17 protein-coding genes are annotated in these 17,436 nt (G+C 55.7%); 11 read left to right on the top strand and 6 right to left on the bottom strand.

Going from position 1 to position 17,436, the window contains the following annotated elements; all coding sequences use genetic code 11:
* Positions 1-8: 8 nt before the first annotated feature.
* From fhuB to AC07WB_RS22800, 3 genes are read right to left on the bottom strand one after another with little or no spacing between them, the layout of a single operon-like run.
* Complete coding sequence (fhuB, locus tag AC07WB_RS22810) at positions 9-1,988, bottom strand: Fe(3+)-hydroxamate ABC transporter permease FhuB (RefSeq protein ID WP_494941429.1); 1,980 nt, start codon at positions 1,986-1,988, stop codon at positions 9-11.
* Positions 1,985-2,854, bottom strand: a complete 870-nt coding sequence (locus AC07WB_RS22805) for an ABC transporter substrate-binding protein (RefSeq protein WP_494941428.1) — start codon at positions 2,852-2,854, stop codon at positions 1,985-1,987. Before AC07WB_RS22805 ends, fhuB begins: the two co-directional genes overlap by 4 nt.
* A complete protein-coding gene (locus tag AC07WB_RS22800) occupies positions 2,848-4,977 on the bottom strand; it encodes a TonB-dependent siderophore receptor (RefSeq protein WP_494941427.1) in 2,130 nt (709 codons plus the stop codon). Before AC07WB_RS22800 ends, AC07WB_RS22805 begins: the two co-directional genes overlap by 7 nt.
* A 156-nt stretch (positions 4,978-5,133) precedes the next feature.
* Here AC07WB_RS22800 and AC07WB_RS22795 point away from each other — a divergent pair, with 156 nt between their 5' ends.
* Positions 5,134-5,919, top strand: a complete 786-nt coding sequence (locus AC07WB_RS22795; RefSeq protein WP_494941426.1) for an AraC family transcriptional regulator — start codon at positions 5,134-5,136, stop codon at positions 5,917-5,919.
* Between the two features lie 20 nt (positions 5,920-5,939).
* Here AC07WB_RS22795 and AC07WB_RS22790 read toward each other — a convergent pair whose 3' ends face one another.
* A complete protein-coding gene (locus tag AC07WB_RS22790) occupies positions 5,940-6,674 on the bottom strand; it encodes an SDR family oxidoreductase (RefSeq protein ID WP_494941425.1) in 735 nt (244 codons plus the stop codon).
* A 160-nt stretch (positions 6,675-6,834) separates the two neighbouring features.
* Between AC07WB_RS22790 and AC07WB_RS22785 the strand changes: the two genes are divergently transcribed.
* Positions 6,835-7,767 (top strand): AraC family transcriptional regulator, encoded by a 933-nt coding sequence (locus tag AC07WB_RS22785; RefSeq protein WP_494941424.1) that lies wholly within the window; start codon positions 6,835-6,837, stop codon positions 7,765-7,767.
* 1 nt (position 7,768) lies between these two features.
* Here the strand turns inward: AC07WB_RS22785 and AC07WB_RS22780 are convergent, their stop codons facing one another.
* The gene (locus tag AC07WB_RS22780; RefSeq protein WP_494941423.1) at positions 7,769-7,900 is read right to left on the bottom strand and encodes a hypothetical protein; all 132 of its coding nucleotides are present in this window, start codon (positions 7,898-7,900) and stop codon (positions 7,769-7,771) included.
* Positions 7,901-8,090: 190 nt separating this feature from the next.
* Positions 8,091-8,795 (bottom strand): SDR family oxidoreductase, encoded by a 705-nt coding sequence (locus AC07WB_RS22775; RefSeq protein ID WP_097098198.1) that lies wholly within the window; start codon positions 8,793-8,795, stop codon positions 8,091-8,093.
* Between the two features lie 105 nt (positions 8,796-8,900).
* On the opposite strand from AC07WB_RS22775, the gene AC07WB_RS22770 reads away from it, so the two are divergent.
* From AC07WB_RS22770 to AC07WB_RS22730, 9 genes are all read left to right on the top strand, one after another.
* Positions 8,901-9,791, top strand: coding sequence for a LysR substrate-binding domain-containing protein (locus AC07WB_RS22770; protein WP_345830343.1), 891 nt, complete (start codon positions 8,901-8,903; stop codon positions 9,789-9,791).
* 251 nt (positions 9,792-10,042) lie between these two features.
* Positions 10,043-11,230: a M20 metallopeptidase family protein gene (locus tag AC07WB_RS22765; RefSeq protein ID WP_494941422.1), complete on the top strand. Its 1,188-nt coding sequence runs from the start codon at positions 10,043-10,045 to the stop codon at positions 11,228-11,230.
* 21 nt (positions 11,231-11,251) lie between these two features.
* On the top strand, positions 11,252-12,100 hold the full coding sequence (locus tag AC07WB_RS22760) for a transporter substrate-binding domain-containing protein (protein ID WP_176519240.1): 849 nt from the start codon (positions 11,252-11,254) through the stop codon (positions 12,098-12,100).
* Between the two features lie 12 nt (positions 12,101-12,112).
* Complete coding sequence (locus AC07WB_RS22755; protein ID WP_097098194.1) at positions 12,113-12,832, top strand: ABC transporter permease; 720 nt, start codon at positions 12,113-12,115, stop codon at positions 12,830-12,832.
* Between the two features lie 9 nt (positions 12,833-12,841).
* Positions 12,842-13,528, top strand: coding sequence for an ABC transporter permease (locus AC07WB_RS22750; RefSeq protein ID WP_345830347.1), 687 nt, complete (start codon positions 12,842-12,844; stop codon positions 13,526-13,528).
* Entirely contained in the window at positions 13,525-14,301 is a 777-nt protein-coding gene (locus AC07WB_RS22745; protein WP_097098192.1) for an ABC transporter ATP-binding protein, read from the top strand. The genes AC07WB_RS22750 and AC07WB_RS22745 overlap by 4 nt, the downstream gene beginning before the upstream one ends.
* A gap of 93 nt (positions 14,302-14,394) precedes the next feature.
* A complete protein-coding gene (locus AC07WB_RS22740; RefSeq protein WP_494941421.1) occupies positions 14,395-15,726 on the top strand; it encodes a sensor histidine kinase in 1,332 nt (443 codons plus the stop codon).
* A 4-nt stretch (positions 15,727-15,730) separates the two neighbouring features.
* Positions 15,731-16,342, top strand: a complete 612-nt coding sequence (locus AC07WB_RS22735; protein WP_494941420.1) for a response regulator transcription factor — start codon at positions 15,731-15,733, stop codon at positions 16,340-16,342.
* An 86-nt stretch (positions 16,343-16,428) separates the two neighbouring features.
* Positions 16,429-16,902: a GlcG/HbpS family heme-binding protein gene (locus AC07WB_RS22730; protein WP_494941419.1), complete on the top strand. Its 474-nt coding sequence runs from the start codon at positions 16,429-16,431 to the stop codon at positions 16,900-16,902.
* Positions 16,903-17,436: the final 534 nt, after the last annotated feature.

Here is a 17,436-nt window from a genome sequence, read left to right as displayed (position 1 = left end):
ATCATCTCCTATGCGTTGGCGCTATTGAGTGGTCGCCACAGCAGCAGTGCCAACCATGGCCCGCCAATTAATGTGGCCATGAGTCCAGCCGGAATTTGTCGCGGGTAGAGCAGATTGTTGCCCGCCCAATCGGCCAGCATTATCACTATTGCGGCGATCAACACCGCCAGCAGCAGGTGCGCCATCGGTTTGCGCGCGCCAAGCTGGCGTGCCAGCTGCGGCGCAAGTAAACCGATGAAGGATAATGGTCCGACAATGAGCGTAGCGACGCCCGTCATGGCGGCGGCCAGAAGCATCAACAGCAGGCGTGCATGGGCAACATTGAGTCCCAGCGACGGTGAAATGTTATGGAGCGGCAACAGCAGCAAGGCGCGCCGCAACAACGGTGTCAATGCCAGCAGCAGCAAGGCCAGCACGAAAGCGAGAGTCGCAATGGGCGTGCTGACATAATAGGTGGAACCGGTCATCAGCTGGCGCAGCATGGCGGCGGCAACACCGTTATTACTGATGACGATCGCCGCGACGGATTGAAACAGCGCGGTAATGGCCAACCCGCTAAGCAGCATGCGCTGAGGATTGAGCGCATAGCGGCGTGCCTGCCACAGCGTTAATCCAAGTGTGAAGAGAGCCCCTAGCGCGCTACTGGCTATCATCACCGCCATTCCCGCCAGTGGCCACAGCAGCAGCTGTGCAGTAATACCCAGCGATGCGCCTGCCCCAATACCGAGCAGTTCCGGACTGGCCATCGGGTTACGGCTAACGCGCTGCAAAATCACGCCGGCGGCGGCCAGCAGCACACCCGACGCGAGCGCGGCGAGCAGTCGCGGCACGCGGAATGGCAGCATCTGGCGCATTTCTGCCAGTGAATTCCAGTGCCAGCCGTGCAGACCTCGCGCAAAATCAAGCGCGATAGCCAACATCAGCAGAAACATCATGATCACCGGCAGCATTGCTATCTGATGGGTGGGAAAAGGAGCGGACGACGGTTCATTGACATCCGGTTGGAAAATGTGGCGCAGGCGCGGCAAAAACCACAGCAGTAGCGGTCCGCCAGCCAACGCAGTCATCATGCCGGTCGGTAACAGCAAACCGTTGATGCCATTCAGGCGACTCACGCCTTGATCGGTTAACCACAATAAGCCAGCAGCCAGCAGCGGCGACCAGATGAGTTTCTGATAGAAATTTTTCGCACCGCTTAACGCAGCGAGATGAGGTGCGGCAAGGCCGATAAAGCCAATCACGCCGACCACGCTGATAACAAGACTGCTGATGGTTAACGCTGAGAGCAGCGAAATAGCACGCACCCATCCTGCCGGTAAACCCACTGAGCGGGTGACGCGCTCATCCAGCGCCAGCAGGCGCAGAGGGCGCAGAATGAATAACACCGGCAGGGCGGCCATTACCAGTCGCGGCAGTAACCACCACAGCGCATGGCTGTTCTCCTGCGTCAATGCGCCTCCGCCCCAGATAAATACGGCAGACAATGAACGATCGTAGAGGATGGATAACAGCAGATTGACGGCACCGCAGTAGAGATTGACGAGCATCCCCGCCAGCGTTAACGCTAGCGGCGTAAAACCCTGGCGCAGGCTCAGCAAAAATACCACCGCAAAAGCGGTAATGGCGCCGCTTAAAGCGATCCATTCACGACTGGCCAGCAGCCAGGTTGGGCCAATCAGTGTCGCCAATGACAGTGCCAATGTCGCCCCGGACGCTATGCCAAGCGTCATCGGCTCTGCTAGCGGGTTACGCAGGGCTTGCTGCATGACAACGCCGGTAAAACCGAGCGCCAGGCCGCACAGCAGTGCCATGCCTTGACGCGGTAACCACATCAGCGTGAACATCTGCTGTTGCAGGCTCGGCATGGCGGTGCCACGTAGCGCTTGCCAAATCGCGCACCACGACAATTGATGGGCAAGTTGTTCAAGACACAACATGAGTGCCATCGCGAACAGCAACAATGTTAACCCGGCGCAGTGACGATTCATGTGTGCGCCTCTAATGCGGCTACTAATGCCTCGGCGAAGCGCACGGCGGTCAGAACGCCACCTTCGGCCGATAAACCGTCCGGCAGCGTCAGTAATCTGTGCCCACTCGGGCGCGTTAAGATGTGCCATAGCGGTGATTGGAGTATCGGATTGAGATCGATTTCCGGCCATGACGGCAACAGCACGAGCCAACCCGGCGGCAAGGAGGTGAGCTGTTCCAGCTCTAGCGTGGCGTAACCCTGCGCACCGACCGCAAATGGCGTGCTGTACGGCAAATCGAGTAAAGCCAGCACGTCATTAAATAAGCTTCCCGTGCCGAGCAGCATCACATGCAGCGTATCAAGAGGATGTAATAAATAGATCGGTTTGTCCTGAAAGCGTGCGGCGCGTTGCCGTGCGACAGCCAGCCGTGCTAGCAGACTGCGCATTACACTCTCGGCGCGCTGATTCGCACCGGCCAGCTGCGCTAGCGTATGCAGATTTTGCTGCGCGCGTTGCCAGGGCTGTGGGCCACTCACGGGAAAGTAGTGCAGCGGTGCGATACGCGAAAGTTGCGCTTCAGCCAGGCGATGCGCGGGCGTCACCAACAGCTGCGTCGGCTGTAACTCATACAGCGTTTCGTAATTGGGTTGAAACAGCAAACCCACATCTGCAACCTGCTGCGGCAGCGCAGGTTGGCTGAACAGGCGGCGATACCAGTCCGGCGCGGCCACCCCCACTGGCGTGACGTTGAGCAGCAGCGCCATTTCGGTCAATCCCCAATCGAGGATCACCCAGCGCGGCGCGGTATCCGCCCATGTGGGAAATGAATACAGGGCAGCGCCTGTCAGCGCGCCCAGTAAAAGTTGTCGACGACTGATTACCACTGATAGCTCACCGTGGCGATCAGTTGGCGACGTAAACCAAAGTGGCAACCGAGATCGTTACAGTTGCTGATGTACTGTTTATCGGTAAGGTTCTGTAGGTTGAGCCCCAGTTGCCAATCCTGCCAGCGATAGCGCATCATCGCGTCGTAAACCAGTGCTGCCGGCACTTTCAAGCTGTTGTCAGTGGTGGCATAGCTGGTTCCGACGTAGCGTCCGCCACCGCCAATCGTTATGCCCTCTAGCATGCCAGGCAAGGCGTATTCTGTCCACAACGTGGCGCTTTGGCGAGCAATGGCGACGGGCTGCTTACCTTCAGTGTCATCATTGGCAGACAACACTTTCGGGTTGGTCAGCGCATAAGAGGCGTTCACCAGCCAGCGCGAAGTAAGGTTAGCTTTGGCATCCAGCTCAAATCCCTGCGAACGGATTTCGCCGGTTTGTACTGAATAGTTAGCATGCTCGGGATCGGCGGTCAGCACGTTAGTTTGGCGCAGATCGTAAAGAGCGGCGCTGAACAGCGCGTTAAGGCCATTCGGCTGATACTTCACGCCAACTTCAGACTGCTTGCCTTTGGTGGGGGTAAAAGCGTTTCCGTCAAACGAGGTGCCGGCCTGCGGCTGGAAGGAGGTACCGTAGCTAATATAGGGCGCGATGCCGTTATCAAAGTGGTACATCAGGCCTGCTCGACCAGTGGTGGCGTAATCATTCAGTTCAGTACGCGAACCGGCAACCCAGTTCTGGCTGCGAGTTTGTGACCGATCGTAGCGCCCGCCTAGATTCAGGATCCACTGGTTCCACTTCATGCTGTCCTGCAGGTAGAAGCCGAGCTGAGTCATAAACGAGCGATTATGGTTATCGATCAACAACGGATCGACCGGCGTACTGTAATCAGGATTGAGATAGCTGATATCTGACGCCGTACCATAGCCGCTGTTTTGCCGCAGATCGTCGTGCACGTAATCAACACCAAGCGTCAGCGCGTGGTTGACTGGCCCCGTATCCAGATTGCCCTGCAGATTGGTATCCACGTCAAAGGCGTTAAACGACTCAATCACCCGCATGCTGTCACGGCTCACCGTGGCCGAACCGTCATTCACGGTGGCGTTTGGATAGACCATTTGATAATCGCTGCTGGTGTGCAGATAGCGCAGATTCTGGTGCACGCTCCAGATATCATCAAATTTATGCATAAAGTCATAGCCGATACTGGCTTGTTCACGGCGATAGTAATCAAAGCCCGGCTGGCCGCCGTAAAACTTATCGGAGTAATTGCCCTGCGCCAGTTTGATCAGGCTGCCTTCCAGCGGTAGCTGATTATAAAATCCGGTGTAGGGATCTTTGCGGAACTGCCCGAGCAGCGTCAGACGCGTGTCGTCATTCGGCTGCCAGGTGAGGGCAGGGGCGATGTCATAATGTTTGTATTTGGTGTAATCGACCTGGGTGTCATTGCGTGACCAGGTTCCGGTCAGGCGTCCCAGCCAATGTTCTTCGTTATCCAGCGCGCCGGAGAGATCGAGGCCGGTTTCAAACAGGTTATTGCTGCCGGTACTGACAAAAATCTGGTGGACCGGCTCAGCGGTTGGGCGCTTGCTGATTAGGTTTACCACGCCGCCGGGACTTGCCTGGCCGAACGTAACCGAACTTGGGCCTTTCACTATTTCAAGGCGATCTAATAGATAAGTATCGTAATTCGGACGTGACCAATAGGTAACGGTGGGTAAGCGCAGGCCATCCAGATACTCATCGGCAGAAAAACCGCGAATTGAGATGTCATCAAAGCGATAATCTGCGCCGCCACCCTCCGCGCCAATCCCGCTGTTATAACGCAAAGCCTGCGAGACATTCAGCGCCGCCTGCGAGGCCATCTGCGCCTGCGTTATCACCGAAATACTCTGCGGCGTTTCAATTAATGGACGCGTACTTTTAGTGACGCTATCGGCTTTTTTCGCCACCTGATTCCAGCTGTCAGCATCGCCGCTATCGCTCTCAATGCTGCTGGCGGTAACGGTAAGTGTGCTGTTATCAGCATTGTTTTTCTCCGCCGCCCAGCCCGATGCGCTGCTGATGATCATCAGTAAGAGTGCGCTTAAGGGCGTGCGTTTGAAGGTGCAGTGACCCGGCATTTATTTTCCCCGATATAGTCCAATGGCCTCATTTAGTGATACAAATGATAATCATTACTATTTTATTTAATAGCGTCCTGCTGGCGGCTTTACGCGGTATCACCGACGAATCGCGCACAACGGACATCAATCGGCAATCTAACGGGATTGGATGAGATGGTGTTGCAGAAATTAACGCAGGCGGAAGCGCTCCCGCCGCAGCCTTTAGTCGCCACGCGCGAGATGCATTACCACGCTGGACGTGAGGAGCGCTGGCACGCGCATGAAGTCGCGCAGCTGATACTCTGTTTTCAAGGAGTGATGCGAGTACAAACGCAGACCGCATCATGGACGTTAACGCCGGGCCGTGCGCTGTGGCTACCGGGGACTATTCCGCACGCCTTAATGGCATTAAGTGATATTCGCAGCCTGAGTTTGTACCTTGATCCCAAACTGGCGCGCGCCTTTTGGCCGCAGACACATAGCATGATGATTTCGCCGCTGCTGCAGGCGCTGATGCAAACGCTGCTGGAGAATGAGCAGCAGGCGCAGCCCGAGGCGGCGCGCGTAGAGTTAATCATGCCGCTATTACTGGATGAGATTCGTCGCGCACCGGCAGGCCCGGTGTGTAATTTGCCACTGCCCAGCGATCGCCGTTTGCTGAGTATTTGCCAGCAGCTACTGCAAGCGCCGGCCAGCAGCGATACGCTGGAAGCATGGGGACAGCGCGTCGGCGCGAGTTCACGCACGTTGGCACGTTTGTTCCGCGATCAAACCGGCATCACCTTTACGCAGTGGCGGCAGCAGTTACGATTATCCGAGGCACTGGTGCAATTGGCGCAGGGGCAAACGGTCGTTCGTATCGCCAATCAGCTGGGCTACCAAAGCCCCAGCGCATTTATCTCCATGTTTCGCCGTTTGATGGGGGAGACGCCGCAGCGATTTTTACGGATTTCAGCCTGAAATCGCCACGGCTTTGCAGGTTAATGGGCGCTGGCTTTGGGGCGTACGGTGATTTCACTGGTATCAACGTCGCCAGGTTGATCGATGGCCCAGCTCACCGCTTTGGCAATCGCTTCGGGTTTGAGTGCAATCTGGCGATAACGCTTCATGGCTTCCTGCGCCACGCTATCGGTGATGGTGTCAGCCAGTTCAGATTCCACCACGCCGGGATTAATCACCGTCACGCGCAGCTGTGGTGATTCCTGGCGTAAGCCATCGGAAATGGCGCGCACCGCGAACTTGGTGGCGCAGTAGACTGCAGCGGTCGGCGAAACGGTTAGCGCACCGACGGAAGCGATATTAATAATGTGGCCATACTGCTGCGCCTGTAGGGTGGGCAGCACCGCCGCGATACCATAAAGCACGCCGCGAATATTGACGTCCAGCATCAAGTCCCACTCCTCAACCTTCATTGAACTCATCGGCGACAGCGGCATCACGCCCGCGTTGTTGATCATCACATCAATGCGGCCATATTTCGCCAGGGCAAAATCGGCCAGCTGTTGTGTATCAGCGCGCTGCGTGACATCGGTGGCTAAATAATCCACGCTGGCGCCAGAAAAGCGGAGCTCTTCGCACAGCGTAGAAAGACGGTCGGTGCGGCGCGCGCCGAGCACGAGCTGATGACCAAGCTGTGCCAGATGGCGCGCAATGCCTTCGCCAATACCGCTGCTGGCGCCGGTTAAAATAATAACTTTTGGATTGCGTTGGGTCATGACGTATTCCTCGTTGAGTTGACGAGGTTATTGTCGATGCATCACGCCAGGCACAACAGACCGGATTGTGGCGCATGTTTGCCTGATTATCTCGCCGTCGTTGCGCATCGCTGATTTTAAACGCTATCCTTTGCCTGAATCTCTCACAGGAATAGTGATCATGTCGCGTACCGTTCAACAGCAAACCTGCGCATTACTTAGTCAGCTGGCACGTCAGGAAGGCTATACCGAATCACTGCTGGACAGCGTGCGCTTTATGCGTACCGATCGGCAATGGGCGCGCACGCCGGTGCTGTATGAACCGAGTATCATCATCATTTGCCAGGGATCGAAACGCGCCTTTCTCGCCGATAAAATGTATCGCTACGATGCGCAACATTATCTGGTGCTGTCGGTACCTCTGCCGTTTTCTGCGGAGACGGAAGCCACTTCCGAAGAACCATTGCTGGGCATTGCTATTCGTTTGGATGTTGCGATGGTGGCGCGGTTGGTGGCGCAATTAGCTCACGGGCAAACAGCCATTACTGCTGCACCAGCGAGCATCATTTCTACGCCTATCGATCGGGCGTTAGCCCAAAGCACGCTGCGCTTGCTCGAAGCATTGAGCGATCCGCTTGAGGCCAAGGTGTTAGGACCCGCACGGGTGGAAGAGATCTGTTTTCGCGTGTTGATGGGCGAACAGGGCGGCGCGGTGCGCGCGGCATTAACCTATCAGGGCCATTTTGGCCGGGTTGCCCGTGCTTTGCAGCGGATTCATGCCGACTGGCGTCAGCCGCTGGATGTGCCTTCTCTGGCAAAGGAAGCTGGCATGAGCGTGCCGCGTTTCCATCTGCATTTCAAAACTGTGACACAAACATCGCCGATTCAATATGTTAAATCGCTGCGTTTGCATCAGGCGCGTCTGATGATGATTCGCGACAATCTGACGGCCGCTGGCGCTGCGGCGCGGGTAGGATATGAAAGTGATTCGCAGTTTAATCGGGAGTTTAAACGGATGTTTGGACGTAGTCCGGCGGAGGAGGCGCGGGAAATGAAGCGGGCTTTTGAGCTGTTACCGCCGGAGCATTTGTCCGGCAGGCTACAGGCACACTGACTTAACGAATGCTCATCACCGCAACCACCACGAGAATCCAAAACAGGCCACAACCCGTCAGCATCCATTGCCACACCCGGCGGCGCTCAGCGGCAAAAAGTCTGGATAATTGTGAACGTAAAATAGGATGCATAGTGGCCTCACTTCAGAATATCAATAGAGAGATTGGCGGGCGAAATTAGGGTAATAGCGTCCGCGAACGTGAACATTCTGACCGTTTGTAAGGCGTAAGAGCGACGAGACCCGTCTTGCTTTTTGAGGGTAAAACGGCAAAGCCGCCATAAGGTGAGGATCTCTGGCGGCTTTACGAGACATGCTGCTGATCAGACGTTGCGCGTCACGCCGCCATCAACGCGAATATTTTGCGCCGTAATGTAGGCGGCACCCGGCGAAGCGAGGAAGGCGATGGTCGCAGCCACCTCTTCAGAAGTGCCATAGCGTTGTAAAGGTACGCTGTTACGGCGCTCATCGGTTTTCGGCAGGCTATCAATCCATCCCGGAAGCACATTGTTGATGCGAATATTATCTGCCGCGTAGGTATCTGCGAAAATTTTAGTGAACGAGGCTAAACCCGCGCGGAAAACGGCCGACGTGGGGAACATATCGGTAGGCTCAAACGTCCACGCCGAAGAGATATTGATGATGCTGCCGCCGCCTTGTTTCTGCATGATCGGCGTCACCAGCCGCGCGGCCCGTACCACATTGAGGAAATAGGTCTCCATGCCGCGCTGCCAATCCTCATCGCTTAATTGCAGAATCGGCGCACGAGGACCATGACCCGCACTGTTCACCAGCACATCGATACGGCCCCAGCGCGCCAGCGTTTGATCCACCAGCTTTTGCAAATCATCTACCGACTGGTTAGAACCCGTCACGCCCAAACCACCTAATTGCTTTGCTAGCGCTTCACCTTTTCCGGAAGAGGAGAGGATTGCCACTTTGTAGCCTTCGCTCGCCAGCTTCTCAGCCGCTGCTGCGCCCATGCCGCTGCCGCCAGCAACGATAACTGCAACTTTTTCTACTGTCATAGTATCTCTTCCTTATAAGTCAACATCGCTTAAACCCAGTATAAGTGCTAATTTCGACCGCAGAGAGCCACTCTTTTTGCCAGTTGACGATAGGAAAACTACAGGATGAACCAGGGATTTAGCGCGCTACCTCCGCTGAATGCGTTGAAGGTCTTTGAAGCGGTAACGCGCCATCTCAATTTTCGTTTGGCGGCGGAAGAATTAGGCGTGACGCAAGGCGCGGTGGCACAACAAATTCGCGGGTTGGAAGCCAGCCTCGAATTGAAACTGTTTGATCGATTACCACGCACGCTGGCCTTGACCAGCGCGGGGGCGGGTTATGCCGTGAGTATCCGCCAGGCATTTGAATTAATTGATGAAGCTACGCGCACGCTGCGCCCTGAACCGAACCGTTTAACTCTCAGCGTAACGCCAACCTTTGCCAGCCGCTGGATGCTGCCGCGCTTACCGGATTTTACCGCTGCCTGGCCGGATATCGATCTACGCGTGCTGGCTTCCGAACGTTTGGTACAGTTTCATCATGAAGGTGTCGATTTAGCAGTGCGCTATGGCCGGCCACCGTTCGGCGCCGGTCTTGATGCCCGTATGCTTTTCAGCCAAACGGTGCTGGCGGTCGTAAGCCCCACGCTGCTTGCCGAGTTGGGTGATCCTGCCGAGATCAATCATTGCCTGCGCTATGCGTTATTGCATGATGGTCATCACCTTTGGCCCGCATTTCTCTCATTCATCTTCCCCCATGAGTCGCTGCATCATCAGCATCATCTGCGCTTCAATCAAACGGCACTGGCGCTCGAAGCGGCGATCGGCGGGCAAGGTATCGCGCTCACCAGCCCACATTTTGTGCAGAACGATATAGCGAGCGGGCGATTGGTCGTAGCGTTTGGCACGCAAATGACGATAGATGCGGGTTGGTATTTGGTGTGGCCAAAACGCCCACGTGAGCCTGCGACGGTGCAAGCGGTGCGTGACTGGCTTTTAACGCAGGTTCACGGTTGATTTTTGTTCAATAACGAAATCAGTAAAACTGATGATCCGCGCTGGATCATGAATGTTATAACTGCTTAATGATGCAGAAGTGAGTTTTTATCCTGCCAGAGCAGTGGATTAGAAAAATAGTGCGCAAATTCAGTAAGTAACAATAAGCATTGTGCGTTGCATTCTGCCGGGTGCTGTGAATAAATACGGAATCAATTTTAATAAAAATGCCATAAAGGCCAGGTTTACGCCTGAGAAAGATCTCCGCAAACATGACCGATCATAAAGATGTTTTAGCCAGGGACATCAGCGCCAAAAGCGAAAGCATGCAGGCGCATCTCATCGCCATTCGTCGTGATATCCATGCGCATCCGGAGCTGGGTTTTGATACCCAGCGTACCGCCACGCTCGTTGAGCAGGAACTGCTGCGCCTTGGACTGGTGCCAAAGACGGGCGTCGGCAGAACCGGTGTCATGGTGGATATCGTGGGCGCGCATCCCGGTAAAACCGTACTGTTACGCGCTGATATGGATGCCTTGCCGATCCACGAACAAACCGGCCTGTCGTTCAGCAGCCAGTATCCGGGCAAAATGCACGCCTGCGGGCATGATATTCATACCGCGACCCTGCTGGGTGTGGCGGCGATTGTGCCGTACTACCGTGCACAACTGCATGGCACCCTGCGGTTAATTTTCCAGCCAGCGGAAGAGACGCCAGAAAGCGGTGCCGAAGCGATGATCGCCGATGGCGCGGCGGACGGCGTCGATCTCGCCATCACCCTGCACAACAAACCGGAGCTGGCCGCGGGCGAAATTGGCCTGACGCGTGGTGCCAGCACCGCATCCAGCGACGAATTTGATGTGGTGGTGCACGGTAAATCGACTCATGCCGCCCGTCCGCATATGGGCACCGATCCGATCATTGCGGCGGTGAACCTGGTCAGCCAGTTGCAAACCATCATTTCACGCGAACTCGATCCGGCCAATTCGGCGGTGCTGACCATTGGCCACATTCATGGCGGCACCACCCACAATATTATTTCTGATAGCTGCCTACTGCAGGGCACGGTACGCGCCAAATCGCCAGCCGCGCGGGCGCATATCGAAGAAGCGTTTAAGCGCATCTGCGCCGGTGTGGCGCTGTCGTTGAATGTGCGCGTTGAGGTCAATTATCAGCGCGGCGTACCGCCGTTAATGAACGACGATGGGTTAATCGACGCGTTGGAACTGATTTTGTCGCATCAGTTTGGTAAAGCGATCGTTGCTAAACCGAGCGCCAGCTTTGGTGCCGAAGATTTTTCACTGTTTACCGAGCGCGTGCCCGGCTGTCAGATCCACATTGGCTCCGGCGCGCCAGGGCGCGACGATCATCTGCACAATTCGGATTATCAACCCGACGAGCGCAGCATCCATGCCGGCACGCAGGCGCTAGCCCGTTTAGCCATTGATTTACTCTCTTAAAATAACGAACTCTGAGGTTTTATGATGATGCGTAAAGGACTGTTTACCGCCTCTGTGGGCATGTTGCTGCTTGCCTCTTCCGCGCTGGTGCAAGCCAAAGATTTTGGCACGGTGAAATTTGCTACCGAAGCCGCTTATCCGCCGTTTAACCAATCTACGCCAGGCGGCAAAATCGTTGGTTATGAACCGGATATGGTGGCGGAAATCGCTAAGCGCGCCGGTTTTAAATACGAAATCGTGGCGCAGAAATGGTCCGGTATGATTCCAGGTTTGGTCGACGGTAAATATGACGCGGTAATCGATGCCGTGACCGTCACGCCAAAGCGTGAAGAAGTGGTGGATTTCTCCCGCCAATACACCGTGAGTATTTCGGGTTTCGTTACCCTGAAGGGCAGTGCGGTTGATACGCTGCCGGGCAATGGCGAAGTGGTATTGGCGAATGACGAAGCGGGCATGACCAAATCCATTGACGCGCTGAAAGCGAAATTCAAAGGCAAAACCATCGCGGTGCAGGTTGCCACCATCCAGGCTGACTTCCTTAACAAATATCTGGCCGATGTGGCGACGATTCGTACCTATCAGGCCGGCCCGGAAACCTTCGCCGATCTGCTTAACGGCCGCGTTGATGCGGTGATGGCATCACGCACCAACCTGAATGCCTATGTGAAAAAACATGCAGATACCGTGAACAGCACCGGTTATGGCTTCTCAGGCGGCGTGTTGGGCCAGGGGTCGGCGATTGCGATTCAGAAAAACAATCCTGAGCTAAAAGCCGCACTGGATAGCGCATTAAATTCAATGATCAAAGATGGCACGCTGAAGCAGCTGTCTGAAAAATGGTTCGGCGAAAACGTCGCACCAGCGGAGTAATTTCAGGCGCTTATGGCTATTGATTGGCAACTCTTAGGGTTTGGTGACGAAGGTTGGGGCGGCGTGTTGCTTAACGCCGCCACGGTGACCGTCACCGTTTCATTGTGTGCATGGGTTCTGGGGGCGATCCTTGGCAGCCTGCTGTGCTGGATGCAGATTGGTGGCGCGCGTTGGCAACAGCGCCTCGCTAGTGGCTACATCACGCTGTTTCGCGGCGTACCGGAACTGCTGGTGATCTACCTGTTTTACTTTGGTGGACGTCAGGTGGTGTCGTTCGTAGGGGAAAGCCTCGGGCTGCAAGGTCCGTTCGATGTGAACGGTTTTGTCGCCGGCGCCATCGCCATCGGTCTGATTTCCGGCGCTTATCAAAGTAGCGTATTCCGCGGGGCATTTTATGCCATACCGAAAGGTACGCTGGAAGCCGCTACGGTGACGGGGATGGGCCGCCTGATGCTGTTCCGCCGCATGATTGTGCCGCAGGCGCTGAAAACCGCGCTGCCGGGCATGGGCAATCAGTGGCAGTCGGTGATCAAAGAGTCGGCGCTGGTGTCGGTGACCGGTCTGGTGGAAACCATGAATCAGATTTCCACCGCGTCGAACTCCACCCAGATGCCGTTTTTCTTCTACAGCGTGGGAGCGGTGATCTACCTGATTATCACCACCTGTTCTGACTTTGTTTTCCGCTATGTGGAAAAAGTGGCCATGCGCGGCCAACAACGCGCGCGGTTGTAAGGAGCCACAATGGACATTACTTTTCTGCAAAACACGCTAGCGGCATTGCTGCGTGGCCTGCCGCTGACGCTCAACCTGGCGCTGCTATCCCTGCTCGGCGGCGGCATACTGGCGCTGCTGCTTAACCTGCTGCGACAACATCGGCTTGGCAGCTACGTGACGCGTTTCTACGTCTGGGTATTTCGCGGTACGCCGCTGCTGATTCAGATTTTCATGATTTATTATGGCCTTGGCAGTTTGCCGGCGGTGCGTGAAAGCGTACTGTGGCCACTGCTGCGCGATCCTTACTGGTGCGGCTTGATTGCGCTGGTGCTTAATGATGCAGCCTACACCTCAGAGATTCTGCGCGGTGGCCTGAATGCGGTAAGCGTGCAGTCGCTGGAAGCCGCGAAGGTGAGCGGCATGTCGCGCTTTACCACACTGCGCCGTATCACGCTGCCGCTGGCGGTGCGTCAGGCACTCCCGGCTTACAGCAACGAAATTATCTCGATGATCAAATCCACGTCGCTGGTGAGTACCATTAGCCTGATGGAGATGACCGGCATTGCCGATTCGATCGTCTCTGAGACGTTTCGCGCGCTGGAGGTCTTTATCAGCGCGGCAATTATCTATCTGCTGCTGACCGTGCTGGTGAGTAAAGCCGTGGCGCTGCTGGAGCGCCGTTTGTCCCCTTATCACGTTGGAGCACGTCCATGAGCAAACCCACTATCGCCCTGAGCCATCTCAGAAAAAGTTATAGCGGGCATGAAGTGCTGCATGACATCAGCCTGACGGCGCAGGATGGCGATGTGATATCACTGATTGGAGCCAGTGGTTCGGGCAAAAGTACCTTGCTGCGTTGCATCCCGTTTCTGGAGGTGCCGCAGGGCGGAGAAATAGCGGTGGGTGACGAAGTGGTCACCATCGACAACGCCGATGAGAAACTGAGCCGCGAGCAGCAACGCCGCATTAAACTGATGCGTATGCAGCTGGGTTTTGTCTTCCAGAGCTTTAACCTGTGGCCGCATAAAACGGTGTTGCAGAACATCATCGAAGCGCCCGTGCATGTGCAAAAGCGCAGCAGCAAAGAGGCGATAGAAGAGGCTGAAGCGCTGCTGCACAAAGTGGGTCTGTATGAAAAACGCAACGCCTGGCCGTCGCAGCTTTCTGGCGGTCAGCAACAGCGTGTAGCCATTGCGCGTGCGCTGGCGCAGCAGCCGAAAGCGATTCTGTTTGATGAGCCAACGTCGGCGCTGGATCCGGAGCTGGTGGGCGAAGTGCTGCGCGTCATTCGCAGCCTGGCGGAGGAGGGGCGCACCATGATTATCGTGACCCATGAAATGGGTTTCGCGCGCGATGTGTCGAATAAAGCGGTGTTCCTGCATCAGGGCAAGATTGAGGAAGCCGGTTCGCCGCAGCAGGTGTTTAGCGATCCCCTGTCTGCACGCTGTCGCGCCTTTGTCACGAGTCACTTGCAGCGCAACAGCTAACCAGAATAGTGCTAATGGTTTTCCCAAGCAAAGTGTGGAAAAATCGCCCTCCTCTCAACGGAGGGTTTTTTCATTGTCGAGCGACGGAAAATTATGCCTCACACTTACCGCCCATGGATGAAAAGGTATTGGCTGGCCTGGCTCCTGCTTGTGCTGATCACCTTGATAGCGCTGTTTGCCGATCAAATTTTGCAGCAGCAGCGTGCGGCGGAAGCGCATTTTCATCAGCAGTTTAATCGCCTGGCTGCCTATCAAACGCAGAACGAAACGCTGTTGCCGCTGCTCACTGGCGATGAAAAGCTTGCCGATCTGCAAACAAAATTCCCGCAGATTGTTCTGCTGGAGCATACCGTTAATCGTCCGCTTACCGCGCCGCGCTTTGAAGAGGTGAGCGGCGGACGCTACTGGCTTTACAATCCTTATCGGCAGATCCGCATGCTGGTGGATTTGCATTTTGCCTTGCAAACGCCGGATGTCGCGCTCGCGCTTGCGTTCCATATCCATGCGCAGCCCGCCATTCAGGCGGCGGCCTATTCTGAGATTGCCCGCTGGCAGTGGCAGCGGCCGTTTATCAATCACTATCAACCTTTCTTACTGAAAGGGAGTGCGAATCCTGACTGGCGAGCTTTGCACCTGCTGCCTTTTGTGCTGGCGCTGCTGGTGTGGCTGGCGATCGGTGCACTTGGCGGATGGCTGCTGCGACACTGGCGCCAGCATGTGGCAATGCGCCTGCGCGCTGAATATTTTCAACGTTCACGTCGCGAAGCGCTGGGAGAATTTACCGCGGGCATTATTCATGAAATCAACCAGCCGCTGACCGCGATTAACACCTGGCTGCACAGCAGTCAGCTGCTGTTAAAGCAGGGCAAATACGAGAATCTTCCGCAAGCGCTTAACGCCATGAGCCTGCAAACCGAGCGTCTCGCCGGCTTGCTACAGCGCTTTCGCGATATTGTCAGTGAACGTCCGGTGACGATGAGTGCCGTCAACCCGGAAGCGGTATGGCGCCGGGTGACGCTATTGCTGCAACAAGAACTGGAAGAGGGCAATGTCGCGCTGCATCAGCAATTCCAGCACCATCAGGTGCAGGTAATGAGCGATCCTCAATGGCTGGAACAGGTATTCCACAATGTGCTTCAGAACGCGATATATATGCAGCAAGGCCGCGCTGAAGCAGGGGTAAAAATTGTTTCGGAGCATGCTCCGCACGGCATCAAGATCACCATCAGCGATAACGGCCCAGGTTTTTCTGCGGAAGGATTGGCGCAGGCCTGCATGCCGTTTTACAGCTCACGCGCCAATAGCATGGGATTAGGCATGACGCTGGTAGAGAGCCTGATGTTACGCATGAATGGTCAGCTCAGGCTGGCGAATCGCGCTGAGGGCGGCGCGGAAATAACCTTAATTTTCCAACTGGCGGAGTAACGGAATGAGCGCGAAGGTTTGGTTAGTGGATGATGATTTATCCGTGCGTGAATCGCTCGGTTTTCTGCTGAAAGCGCTGGATTATGAGGTGGAAGATTTTGCCGACCTAGCCGCGTTTGAAGCAGCCACACAATCGCGTGAACCGCTGCGCGGTTGTTTGCTGTTGGACGTGCGGATGCCGGGGATTAGCGGACTGAGTTGGCTGGCGGAGCAGGGCTATCGCCACCCGCTGTTGCCTGTGATTATTATGACAGGCCACGGGACAATCGATGCCTGTCGCCGCGCGTTTCGCCAGGGAGCGTTTGAGTTTTATACCAAACCGCTGGACATCGAACCGTTACTGGAAACGCTTCATCAGGCGATGAATGAAAGCCAGCAGCGTGCCGATCGCTGGCAGTCGCAGCAGGGGCTGCAGGCGCGCTTTGCCTTGCTTTCCGCACGTGAAAGTGAAGTCATGCAGCTGATGATTGCCGGTCACACCAGCAAAGCGATCGCGCGCGATTTATCGCTGTCGCCGCGTACCGTTGAGGCGCACCGTGCCGCAGTGTTTGCTAAGCTGGAGCTCAATAATCTCGCGCAACTGATTCACGCCTGGCAGCAGTTGAACCAGGTATAACTACCTGGCCGAACGCGTAATCGCCCGAATATTTCTTTTCCTGCCTGCGGATTACAGTGTCACTCACTATTAAACAGGAGTGACACATGAACATGCGCCTTTCTCTCATCGCCGCTGTGGCGGCCGTTGTTTCTTTCGGCAGTCACGCTGCATTAACCGAATCCAACCTTTCACTGGCGGATGCGCAGAAGATCGCTAGCGCAGCAATTCAGTCGTGTGCGGCGAAACACTATAACGTTACCGTCACCGTGGTGGATCGCGCCGGGCTGGTTAAAGCCGTACAGCGCATGGATAACGCCGGTCCGCACACCGTCGAAGCCAGCCAGATGAAAGCGTATACCGCGCTGAGCACCAAAAACCTCAGCGGGAAAGTGATGGAAACCGCGCAGAGCAATGCGGGCGCGCAGAATATGCGTGACGTTCCTGGCTTCCTGCTATTGGCAGGCGGCGTGCCGGTGAAAAGCGGTGAACAGGTGATTGGTGCGATTGGCATCGGCGGCGCGCCGGGCGGAAATCTGGATGAAGCCTGTGCGATGGATGCGTTGAAAGCGATTCAGTAATCGGCACCAGGTCGCCATCAATGGCGACCCTACAATCTACGCACTGGAATACAGTAGGGTGCGCATTAATGCACACCGAACAAAAGCACAAACCGTGACTTAACCGATCGGCGTTACGCCATCAGTGGCGACCCTACAACCTACGCACTGGAATACAGTAGGGTGCGCATTAATGCGCACCGAGCAGAAGCACAACCGTGGCTTAACCGATCGGCGTTACGCCATCAGTGGCGACCCTACAACCTACGCATTGGAATTCAGTAGGGTGCGCATTAATGCGCACCGAGCAGAAGCACAAACCGTGGCTTAACCGATCTGCATTACGCCATCAGTGGCGACCCTACAACCTACGCACTGGAATACAGTAGGGTGCGCATTAATGCGCACCGAGCAGAAGCACAAACCGTGGCTTAACCGATCGGCGTTACGCCATCAATGGCGACCCTACAATCTACGCACTGGAATACAGTAGGGTGCGCATTAATGCGCACCGAGCAGAAGCACAAACCGTGGCTTAACCGATCGGCGTTACGC

It is taken from the genome of Pantoea sp. GW821-FHT03E06 (assembly GCF_059420725.1).
Note: the sequence above shows the minus strand (reverse complement) of the source record. Positions and strands in the feature narration are given on the sequence as shown.